Genomic DNA, 11,054 nt, shown 5'->3' with positions numbered 1-11,054 from the left:
ACCCGCATCTACAAAATGCGCGACCACAACTGACCGCTTCTTCGCCAGCATGCAATAAGTTGCAAGACAGCCGCCTTATCTTGACGTATAATGAAAGTCAGTCGTGGCGTGACACGCCATTCCCTCGTTTGCGACAAAGGAGTTGTTGTGTCTATTTCCCTGGCCCTTTTCTCTGAGCAAGCCGATCCTGTTCCCTTGCGTGGTGTCTCCATTGACACGCGAACCATTCGTGCCGGTGAACTGTTTGCTGCGGTACGCGGGGAGCGTTTTGATGGGCATGACTTTATGGACAAGGCTATCGCTGCTGGCTGTGCCGCCATCCTGGCAGAACGTCCCCCTGCCCAAAAGATCTCTGTCCCCTTGCTGTTGGTTGACGATGTTTTGCACAGCTTGGGAGCAGCAGCCAAACGTTGGCGCCAACAGGTCAATCCCCTGGTATTGGCTGTGACCGGTTCCTGTGGCAAAACCACCGTCAAAGAGATGCTGACCCGTGTTCTGCAGCGCCATTTTGCCCATGTCCACTGCACACGCGGCAATTTTAACAACCATATCGGTCTGCCTTTGACTTTGTTGGCAATGCCAGAAAATTGCCAAGCTCTGATCCTGGAAATGGGCATGAGCGCGGCGGGAGAGATAACCTACCTGGCACAACTGGCCGAACCGGATATTGGTATCGTCACCAATGTGATGCCCGCCCATCTGGAATCTTTTCACGATCTCCAAGGCATTGTTGACGCCAAAGGTGAGCTGTTGCAGGCTCTCCCTGCCAACGGATTGGCGATTATCCCCGCCGGCCAAAGCTATAGCGACCGTTTACGGCAGAAAGCTGCAATTGTTCCCACACTGACTTTCGGCTCCGACAACTCTGCCGACATCTACTGCACGCTGCTCTCGTCTGCAAGCAACACAGCGCTTTCAAACAGTGACACCACCCCACAAAAGGCAAATAATGCGGCTCAATCTTTCATTATCCATTGGCAAGCCGAACAGGATGGGGTAAAAACCGGTCTGTCCTCTCCAGGAGAACATTTGCGGCTGAACAGTTTGGCTGTTGCCGCGGCTGCCCGACGCGCTGCAGTACCATTGTCTGAGATAGCTTTGGGATTGCAGGAGTTTAATACTACTGCGGGGCGCGGAGGTGTGCGTACCTCTCCGCAAGGGTGGCTGGTGATTGATGACAGCTATAACGCCAATCCCGGCTCTGTACGTGCCGCTTTGCGCGCTCTGCCACAACCGGCTGCGCACGGACGCCGCATCGCTGTTTTAGGCGATATGCTGGAGTTGGGAAAAGAGGCAGAGTTGTTGCATAGAGAACTCTGGCAGGAGATCCTGGCAGCCGAAATCGATCTGCTGTTTACCGCCGGGCCCTTGATGTATGAATTGCATCAAGAAATTGAAAAACATGCAGTCAACAATGGAACGCAGCGGATTTATTCCCAACACCGTCACGATCCGGCAGAGTGGCTCAATCAGATTACGCCCCTGCTGCAGCCGGATGATGTGGTGTTAGTCAAAGGATCCCGTGGCATGAAAATGGAACGTATTGTCGAAAATTTGGTGACCAATGCTCTATAATCTCCTTTTCCCCCTCAGCGACCACTGGTCGGTACTTAATCTCTTTAAATATATCACCTTTCGCAGTATCGGTGCGACATTGACCGCCCTGCTGCTCTCCTTTTTGATCGGCCCCTGGCTGATTCGCTCTCTGCAACGGCTGCAGAGTATCGGTCAACCAATCCGCAGCGATGGGCCACAACGCCATATCCTGGAAAAGACCGGCACCCCCACCATGGGTGGCACCTTGATCCTGCTGGCCATGGTGGTGCCTACCCTGCTGTGGGCCAACTTGACCAATCCCTTTATCTGGATGGTCTTGACCACCACCCTCTCCTTTGGCGCCATCGGTTTTTGGGATGACTATCGCAAAGTGGCACGCAAAAACTCCAAAGGGATCTCAGCCCGTACCCGTTTTCTTCTGCAGAGCGCCATCGCCCTGCTCATGGCCTATTGGTTGAAAAGTATGGATCACGGCAACACCTTCGGCTCCCTGGCCATCCCCTTTTTCAAAACCCTCTCCTTTGATTTGGGCTGGTTTTTTTATCCGTTTACCATTCTGGTGATCGTCGGAACCAGCAATGCCGTCAATCTGACCGACGGCCTGGATGGTTTGGCAATTGGTCCTACCATGTTGACCGCCGCCACCTTTCTGGTCATTGCCTATGTCACCGGACACTTGGTGTTTGCCAACTATTTGGGCATTCCCTACGTCTCTGGCGCCGGTGAATTGGCCATCTTTTGTGGAGCCATGGTCGGAGCGGCCCTGGGCTTTCTCTGGTTTAATACCTATCCCGCCCAGGTTTTTATGGGCGATGTGGGATCTTTGGCCTTGGGTGCCGCCCTGGGCACCATCGGTCTGATCACCCGCCACGAAATCGTCCTGGCCATCGTCGGCGGCATCTTTGTCATGGAGACCTTGTCGGTCATCGTCCAGGTAGCCTCATTCAAATTGATCGGCAAACGGGTCTTTCGCATGGCACCCATCCATCACCATTTTGAGTTGAAAGGCTGGGCTGAACCAAAAATTATCGTCCGCTTCTGGATCATCTCGATCATCCTGGCTCTGATCGGTATTTCGACCCTGAAGATCCGTTGATCAACCCGATGCCGTTTGCCCCGGAGGGAGAATGCGCATGTCCTTCAACCTGATCCGCAACAGCTCTGGCAAATCCAGCAACAACGATCCCAACTCCCCAGCCAATAATGGGGCCATGGATCTCTGGCTGGCCGGAACCGCCTTTGTGCTGCTGATTATCGGATTGGTGATGGTCTATTCCGCCTCTGCACCAACCGCTTTGCGCCATTTTGGCGATGCCACCCATTTTGCCATGCGCAACTCCATTTTTGCCCTGATCGGTATCGTCAGCATGATCATCATCAGCCGTCTGCCGATAGTGACTATCCGCATGCTGGCACAAATTGGCTTCTGGCTCACCATCGTACTGTTGATTGCCGTCTTGATTCCCGGCATGGGCTTGGAAGGGGGGGGTGCCCGGCGCTGGCTGAATCTGCGCGTCATCACCGTACAACCCTCCGAACCCTATAAGGTCATGTTGGCCCTCTATCTTTCCCATCTGATCGCTCAAGATCCAGGATTGGTCTACAGAGTGCGCGACGGAATTTTTTATCTGCTGGCCCTGTTCATGCTCGGCGCGGCCCTGCTGATGTTGGAACCCGACTTTGGTGCCACAGTCATCAGCGCCTCGATTGTCTTTGGCATTGTCTTCATCGCCGGCATTCCTCTCTCCTGGATCGCCGGCCTGCTGATGATTGCCATCCCCATGGCCGCTGTCGCCGTCATCATGGCTCCCTATCGTTTTCGCCGGGTGACCTCATTTTTGGATCCCTGGGATGATCCCCAAAACAGCTCCTTCCAACTGGTGCAATCGCTCCTCTCTTTTGGCAATGGCGGACTGCTTGGCACCGGATTGGGACAGGGAGAACAAAAACAGTTCTACCTGCCAGAATCCCATACCGACTTTATCTTTGCAGTCATCGGCGAAGAGATGGGGCTGGGCATGGTCTGGTTGATTATTTTCCTCTTTGCTGTCCTGATTTGGCGGGCCATTCGTATCGCTCGCCTCTGCAGTGACCCCTTCGTCCGCCTCAGCACCACCGGCTTGACCGTACTGATCGGAGCACAAGCTGTGGCCAATATGGGCGTGGTCATGGGCTTGCTGCCTCCCAAAGGGCTGACCCTGCCTCTGGTCAGTTATGGCGGAACCTCCCTGATCATCACCCTGAGTGCCATCGGCTTGTTGCTGGCTTTCTCCCGCACGATCACCCTTCCAGAAAAACCAGTCAACCGCACGACTGTCCCAAGAGAGAGCACCCCATGAATGCCGAAGGTAAAAAGCTGCTGATTGCCGGTGGTGGAACCGGCGGCCATATCTTTCCCGCCATCGCCATCGCCGATGCTTGGGAGTCCAATGGTGGAGAGGTGCTCTTTGTCGGCACTCCCTATGGTCTGGAAAGCCGCTTATTGCCACAACGGGGTAAACGCCTGGAGATGTTGCGCGTGGGACAAATCAAAGGCAAAGGAGCCATCGCCCGTTTGCGTACTCTGGCGGGACTCCCTTTTGCTCTCCTCTCGGCCATCCGCATCATCCGTAACTATCAACCGGATGTGGTGCTCGGCATGGGCGGTTATGTCTCAGCCCCTACTGTGGTCGCCGCCCGCCTCTTGGGCATAGCCACTGCTCTGCACGAACAAAATGCCCGCGCCGGCCTGACCAATCGTCTATTGGGTAAAGTGGTCGATAACATCTATCTCTCCTTTGCCGATGCCGCCCACTCCTTTGCCGCTGACCCTGCTCTGCTTGCAAAAACAGATAATCCACACGCCCGCATCTTCCTGACCGGAAACCCGGTGCGTACCGCTCTACGCGAAGAGAGTCCTCTGCATACTCTTCCTTCTGGCAATCGCCCCTTCAATCTTCTGGTCTTCGGTGGCAGTCAGGGTGCACGCATCTTCAGCAATCTTCTTCCCCCTGCACTCAAAATTGTCAAAGAGAGCGGTATGCCGGTGGAGATTCGCCATCAGGTTCCCCAAGAGGATTTGCAAAAAGTGGCCGCCCATTATGAACAGTTGGGCATCAAAGCCACTCTTGCCCCTTTTTTCCAAAACATGGCGGAAGCCTATCGGCAAGCCGATCTGGTGATCTGTCGCGCTGGCGCTACCACAGTGGCCGAATTGGCGGCTGTCGGTAAACCAGCTCTTTTTATCCCCTATCCCCATGCCGCCGATGATCACCAAACCGCCAATGCTCTGGCCATGGTGCGGGCCCAAGGTGGTTGGATGCAGGCACAACAGGAGCTCTCAGTACAATGGCTGAGCGATTTTCTGTTGGCACGCATGGCCGATCCCGCCGGCTTACTCGAAGCAGGTCAGCGCGCCCATACTCAAGCCAATCCCCACTCCGCCGAGATGATCATCCGCCATCTGCTGGCTCTGATTGCTCCACACAACCCTTCCTGAACAAGGCATCCGCAAAAAAAACCAACCTCCCACTGCCTGTCACCGCAAAAGCTCCGTGCCTCAGCGCCACTTCCTTGCTATAGTTTAACGAAAACTGTAACGAGTGAGAACGATGAGAGAGTCAACGACGCGGCGGGCCATTGCCACGACTCTACCAGGCCAACCCCACCAAAGCGTATTATTACAAGAGGTCATCCATACTCTGGACCCTGTACCGGGAGGAGTCTATGTGGATGCCACCTTTGGCGATGGCGGGCACAGCCAAGCGATTTTGCAGCGCATTGCTCCCGATGGCAAACTCTTTGCCATGGACCGGGATCAAAGCGCTTGGCAACGCAACCAAGCCATTTTGGAGCAGTGGCAGGCTCAGTTGACACCCATCCATACCCCTTTCAGCCGACTGCGCAGCGTCCTGAACGACTATGGAATTGCCTCCATTCAGGGCATTATTTTTGACCTGGGGGTCTCCTCACCGCAACTGGATGATGCCACTCGAGGATTTTCTTTTCAGAATGATGGACCATTGGATATGCGCATGGACCAATTGAGCGACCAGTCGCCGCTACCGAGGAATCAGCCCACGCCCAACGGCGACCCACGGGCAGTGACCGCCGCTACCATCGTCAACACCTATGATAAAGAGCAATTGGCCGATATTTTTTTCCATTATGGAGAAGAGCGCCATGCCCGGCGCATCGCCCAGGCCATTGTCAGCGATCGACAAAAACAGCCCTTTACCACAACCCGGCAACTTGCTTCCTTGTTGGAACGCCTGCAACCTAATCGGGCCGGACAGATTCATCCGGCTACCCGTGTTTTTCAAGCCCTGCGCATTGCTGTCAATCAGGAGCTGCAGGAGTTGCAGAGCGCCTTGCAGGATGCTCTCTCCTTGTTGGCCGCTGGCGGCAGAGCGGTGGTCATCAGCTTTCACTCGCTGGAAGATCGTATTGTCAAACAGAGCTTCCGACAGGCCGCCGATCCAGAATATGGTCTCTCGTTAAACCGCTGTGGAGCCGAACTGTTGCGCCAACCACAAAAAATTCCCAGCACCTATCGCTTGCTGACCCGCAAACCGCTTCTGCCGTCAGCAGCAGAAATTGCCAATAATCCCCGCGCCCGCAGTGCCCGAATGCGTGCCATCGAACGGTTGGCAGAACCCATTGCGCACAGTCGCCCCCTGCCGTCAGGCAGTCAGCAGACCCATCCTTTCTCTGCGCATGAGGCGTTGTCATGAGATTCGGTTGGCCCATGATCGCTCTGTTGACTATTTTATTGGTATTGACTGCTGCCATAACGGTCTCCTCCCGCGTGTGGATGCTGGAAAGCCATCGCGAATTGGCCCAGGCCGAAAAGGAATATAACGAGTTGCTCGACAAGGAACATGCTCTGAAAATTGAATTGATTGCCCGCACTGACATCAACACCATCGAACGTCGGGCACGGCAAGAGTTGAGTATGCAACCCATGTGGCCCACACAGTGGCGGGTAGTCAAGCCATGAAATGGATCCGCAGCCGCAGCAACTCCGCCAAACCAACCAACTCCCGCTTAAGCAATCGGCAAAGCGGGGGCAGCAGCCATGGTGCTGCCTCAGGAAAAAATTTTGCCGTCAAACGGCGTGCCCGTGGCTCGTTGTGGCACACGGCAAGTGGCGAAAAGCGCTTTACCTTCTCTTTGCCAACCTGGTTGCAGCGCCGTCCCGCAGAAGAGCGCAATCCGGAGAGAGTCAGCAGAAGCGAGAGCTCTGCCTCTTCATTCTGGCAGGAGCGTTGGTTGCAGGCCAAAAAGCTCTTGAACAATAGGCAACGCACAGCCAGCCGAAAAACAATTTCTGAACCCCCTGTATCCAGTGCAGAGAGAGCCAGTACACGACGCGCCGCCACTCTGGCAAAGCAGGTGCTCCACAACGGTCAACAATGGGCAGAGCGGGCCAAAAGCATGGTCAGCAGAGGCCGCAGCAGCGAAAAACGCCCACCAGAGGCTGCACCAAGCAGCCAATATACTGCCCCCATCCGCGAAGCGGCTGCAAAAACCAGAACCCATCCCATTCGCGATACCCTGACTGCGCTGGGCAAACACTTGGTGGTACGCCGTCGCCCGGCCAGCCCCCGCAGCGAAGAGCGTGCGAGCAGCGGTCGCGACTCCTCCACTCTGCGGAACAATAAAGCTCCGTTGGGAAAATCCATCAGTCGTGGACTATTGTGGCTGCTGGGCAGTGCACCAGCCAATCGGCCAACCGCTGGCGAAAAACGGGCTGCCACACCCGCCTCACCGCGTCCGCGCATGCCAATGCCCTCCCTCTCTGTCCCCAGAGGGGTACCCCATTTTCTGGCCCGTAGAACGCATCTGCCGGTACCTGCTCTTGCCCCGGAATCCTTGAGCAAACGCTTTTATTTTTTACAGGGTTGCTTTGTCTTTGTCTTTCTGGTTTTGGCCTATCGGGCGGTGGACCTGACCGTCATCCAACATGGCATGCTGAAGGAAAAGGCACAAAACCAGTATCGCAAAAAGGTGGTTGTACCGGCCTACCGGGGTCGGATCATGGATCGCAACGGCAAAACACTTTCGGTCAGTCTGCCGGTCAAATCGCTATCGGTTGATGTGGATCGTATGGAAGAGCCCGATTTGTTGGCCAGACAGTTGGCCCCCCTGATTCAATGGCCGGAAGATCAACTGCGACAACGGCTGAAATCAGCACGCAAAAAATCGTTTCCGGTGCTGCAACATCAATTGACTCCCATGGTGATCCATCGCATCCAGCAGTTGGAAGATCCCTCCCTGTTTTTGACACCTGAGGTGCAGCGTTTTTATCCGGTTGGCGAAATCACTTCCCATATTCTCGGTTTTACCGATTTTGATGGACATGGGGTGGAGGGATTGGAACGCTCTCTGGAAAAAGAGTTGCGTGGCAAACCAGGAGAAAGTCTGTTTGCCCATGATCGCCTGGGTCGCCCCATGCCTACCGGTAAAATTATCGAACCGGCAAAACCTGGCAACGATGTGTTGTTGACTATCGATAGCAATATTCAATATATCGCCTATCGAACCTTGCTCAAAGGGGTTACCAAAGCCCATGCCAAAGGGGGCGTGGTCATCGTGATGAATCCCAACAACGGTGATATTTATGCCATGGTCAATCAACCCGGATTCAATCCCAATAATCTGAGCGACAGCAAGGCCGATGACCGACGCAATCGTGCCATCGCCGATGCCTATGAACCCGGATCCACTTTCAAGACCTTTACTGTCTCTGCTGCTCTGGATCTTGGCCTGGTCAAACCCAGTACCGCTTTTGACGTACATGGCGGTACCCTGCGTATCGGCGGTCGCACCATTCGTGACTTTCACCAGGGCAAACGCTGGTTGACTGTCGAACAGATTTTGGAAACCAGTTCCAACGTCGGTGCTGCCAAAATCGGCCTGCTGATTGGCAACGCCAATATGGATCGTTATATCGGTAATTATGGCTTTGGCAAAGCCACTCGGGTTGGCTTCAGCAACGAATCACCGGGTGCAGTGCCCGATATTACCGCCTACCGTATTGTCGGTTTGGCCAACCGCTCCTACGGCTATGGCATCACCGCCACCCCGTTGCAGATTGCCACCGCCACAGCCGCAGCGATTAATGGCGGTCTGCTCTATAAACCCCATTTGATCTCAGGACGGATGATTCAAGGCAAATTGGTTCCCAGTGAACGCCCTGAACCACATCGGGTGATCAAACCGGAAACCTCTGCCACCATGCGGCAGATACTTGCTCTGGCGGTCGGACCGGAAGGAACGGCACCGCAAGCACGTGTGGAAGGATATACCGTGGCTGGCAAGACCGGTACCGCCCGCAAAGCGATTGGCAGTCAAGGTTATGTGCGTGGTCACTATTTTTCCTCCTTTGTAGGTTTTGTCCCGGCGGATAAACCAAAATTGTTGATTTATGTGGGCATCGATGAACCCAAAGGGGTCTTCTATGGCGGATTGGTTGCAGCCCCCATCTTCCGGGAGATCGCGCAGGAGATCTTGCCACTGCTCTCAATTTTTCCCGAACACCGGATTGATCCAGAGCTGCCTGCCATGATGGATGCCTCCAACGACAAAAAAATGGAGAGCGGAAAAAAAGAGGAGCAGCATGCTGCCCATAAGAGTGATGGCAAAACCGCACCAAAGATGGATAACAAAACCAGCCTGAAGCCGGGAGAAAAAGCAGACAAGAACGATAAACAGGCGCATGCTGGCGGCAAACCAGACAAAAAAGGGGAGAAAAAAGGCGAGAAAAAAGGTGAAGCAGAACCACCTCCTGAACCACCTTCACCGCTGCTGCATCTCAGTTTGGCCGACGCCTTGGAACAACTGAAAAGAGAGTCAGTCGTACCACGTATCGAAGGCCATGGTCGGGTCGTGCGTGTCGAAAAGACAGCAGAGGGAGAGACCCATCTTTTCCTGGAATAATGGTCTGGAGCCTCCTGTGCTTGCTCTCCGCACTCCTGCTGCTCCCTGCTTGGGCAATGATTTGTTGCAAAAGAGAGGTCGATGACTTTTTCCCACTCTTGTCACACCTTGGCCGCTGCCTGTCCGGGAGTCTCCTGGCATGGAGCAGAGCGCATCATCAATGGCTTGAGCGCCGACTCGCGCCAGGTGCAGCCCGGTTATCTTTTTGCCGCACTTTCTGGCAGCTCCACCTCTGGGGCCCACTTTGTCGAACAGGCTCTGGCAGCCGGTGCGCTGGCCATTCTGCATGATGGCTCGCTGCAATTGCCCGAACAGGTCAGCCAACTGATTCACCCGCAACCACGTGTCGCCCTCGCCCTGCTCGCCAGCGCCTTTTATGGTCATCCCAGCCGCAACATGACCATGGTGGCCATCACCGGTACCAACGGCAAAACCAGCACCGCCGCCATGCTCGAAGCCATCCTGCAAGAGCAGGAAAGCTATCGCGGAAAAGTGGGCGTCATAGGCACTACCGGCATCCGTGGGCCAGGCATCAACCTGCCTAATCCGCTGACGACGCCAGATCCCATTGCCTTGCAGGCTACTCTGCAGCGCTTGGCCGCAGCCCAATGTCGTGTGGTGGTTATGGAGGTCTCCTCCCATGCCCTGGAGCAAAGACGCACAGCCGGCATCCACTGGCAAGTGGCCATCTTTACCCATCTGACCCGTGATCATCTGGATTATCATCAAACAGAGCAAGCCTATTTTGCCAGCAAGGCAGCTCTTTTTGAGCGGGATCAACCGGCCCATGCCGTCATTGGCATAGAGGATCACTGGGGGGTAACCTTGGCAGAACGCTGTCAGGAACAGATGCCCTTGGCCACCTTTCAACTGGAGTGCCCTGGCGAACCGGCAGCACCTTTCCCCAAGAGTGCCCATTTTTGTGCCTCCGACATCCAACTCTCCTGGCAAGAGTCGCGCTTTTGCCTGCACTCTCCTGCCGGGCAGACTGCCATTTTTCTCCCTAGTCCTGGGCGCTTTAATGTCGCCAATGCCATCGCGGCAGCGGCAGCCAGTTGGCATTTGGGAATCTCTTTGCCAGATATTGCGCAAGGGCTTGCGCACTTTCGACCGGCACCCGGACGCATGCAAACCATCCAAGCCGGCCAACCTTTTGCGGTATTGGTCGATTATGCACACACTCCCGATGCCTTGGAACGACTGTTGCACAGCACCCGCAGTTTAACCTCTGGACGGATTATTCTGCTTTTTGGCTGTGGCGGCAATCGTGATCGGGGGAAACGTCCGATGATGGGAGAGATAGCGGCCCGCCTGGCCGATATAGTCTTGATCACTGACGACAATCCGCGCTCAGAAGATCCGACGACCATTCGCCAGGAGGTGCGCTCAGGTTGTCTCGGATCCGCGGCACAGATCATCGACATAGCCGATCGCCAACAGGCCATCCATACAGCCTTGGCGATGGCCTCTCCAGGTGATGCCCTCCTTTTGGTCGGCAAAGGTCATGAAACCGTGCAAATCACCGCCGAGGGCAACCATCCCTTTGATGACGGCGCAATCGCACGACACCATCTGGC

General features: G+C 55.2%; 8 protein-coding genes. All 8 read left to right on the top strand.

Annotation, left to right across the window (positions count from 1 at the left end):
• Positions 1–147 precede the first annotated feature (147 nt).
• Positions 148–1,575, top strand: coding sequence for a UDP-N-acetylmuramoyl-tripeptide--D-alanyl-D-alanine ligase (locus tag EJP87_RS00185; RefSeq protein ID WP_193771009.1), 1,428 nt, complete (start codon positions 148–150; stop codon positions 1,573–1,575).
• Positions 1,565–2,653: a phospho-N-acetylmuramoyl-pentapeptide-transferase gene (mraY, locus tag EJP87_RS00180; RefSeq protein WP_130469845.1), complete on the top strand. Its 1,089-nt coding sequence runs from the start codon at positions 1,565–1,567 to the stop codon at positions 2,651–2,653. Before EJP87_RS00185 ends, mraY begins: the two co-directional genes overlap by 11 nt.
• A 37-nt stretch (positions 2,654–2,690) precedes the next feature.
• On the top strand, positions 2,691–3,896 hold the full coding sequence (gene ftsW, locus EJP87_RS00175; protein WP_193771008.1) for a putative lipid II flippase FtsW: 1,206 nt from the start codon (positions 2,691–2,693) through the stop codon (positions 3,894–3,896).
• The gene (gene murG, locus EJP87_RS00170; RefSeq protein ID WP_130469843.1) at positions 3,893–5,035 is read left to right on the top strand and encodes an undecaprenyldiphospho-muramoylpentapeptide beta-N-acetylglucosaminyltransferase; all 1,143 of its coding nucleotides are present in this window, start codon (positions 3,893–3,895) and stop codon (positions 5,033–5,035) included. Before ftsW ends, murG begins: the two co-directional genes overlap by 4 nt.
• 112 nt (positions 5,036–5,147) lie before the next feature.
• On the top strand, positions 5,148–6,269 hold the full coding sequence (gene rsmH / locus EJP87_RS00165; RefSeq protein WP_130469842.1) for a 16S rRNA (cytosine(1402)-N(4))-methyltransferase RsmH: 1,122 nt from the start codon (positions 5,148–5,150) through the stop codon (positions 6,267–6,269).
• Positions 6,266–6,535, top strand: coding sequence for a cell division protein FtsL (locus tag EJP87_RS00160; RefSeq protein WP_130469841.1), 270 nt, complete (start codon positions 6,266–6,268; stop codon positions 6,533–6,535). The genes rsmH and EJP87_RS00160 overlap by 4 nt, the downstream gene beginning before the upstream one ends.
• Positions 6,532–9,477, top strand: coding sequence for a peptidoglycan D,D-transpeptidase FtsI family protein (locus tag EJP87_RS00155; RefSeq protein WP_130469840.1), 2,946 nt, complete (start codon positions 6,532–6,534; stop codon positions 9,475–9,477). The genes EJP87_RS00160 and EJP87_RS00155 overlap by 4 nt, the downstream gene beginning before the upstream one ends.
• A gap of 81 nt (positions 9,478–9,558) precedes the next feature.
• Positions 9,559–11,054 (top strand): UDP-N-acetylmuramoyl-L-alanyl-D-glutamate--2,6-diaminopimelate ligase (locus EJP87_RS17470; protein WP_153188645.1); only part of this gene is annotated, 1,496 nt, incomplete at its 3' end.

The organism is Candidatus Magnetaquicoccus inordinatus, from assembly GCF_004217665.1.
GTDB classification, from domain to species: Bacteria; Pseudomonadota; Magnetococcia; order Magnetococcales; family Magnetaquicoccaceae; genus Magnetaquicoccus; species Magnetaquicoccus inordinatus.
This window is presented reverse-complemented; position numbering and strand designations above follow the sequence as displayed.

What these genes read in the sequence shown, in the direction of transcription:
- mraY (WP_130469845.1), top strand. Translation starts at nt 1,565, where the DNA reads ATGCTCTATAATCTCCTTTTCCCCCTCAGCGACCACTGGTCGGTACTT.
- ftsW (WP_193771008.1), top strand. Translation starts at nt 2,691, where the DNA reads ATGTCCTTCAACCTGATCCGCAACAGCTCTGGCAAATCCAGCAACAAC.
- murG (WP_130469843.1), top strand. Translation starts at nt 3,893, where the DNA reads ATGAATGCCGAAGGTAAAAAGCTGCTGATTGCCGGTGGTGGAACCGGC.
- rsmH (WP_130469842.1), top strand. Translation starts at nt 5,148, where the DNA reads ATGAGAGAGTCAACGACGCGGCGGGCCATTGCCACGACTCTACCAGGC.
- EJP87_RS00160 (WP_130469841.1), top strand. Translation starts at nt 6,266, where the DNA reads ATGAGATTCGGTTGGCCCATGATCGCTCTGTTGACTATTTTATTGGTA.
- EJP87_RS00155 (WP_130469840.1), top strand. Translation starts at nt 6,532, where the DNA reads ATGAAATGGATCCGCAGCCGCAGCAACTCCGCCAAACCAACCAACTCC.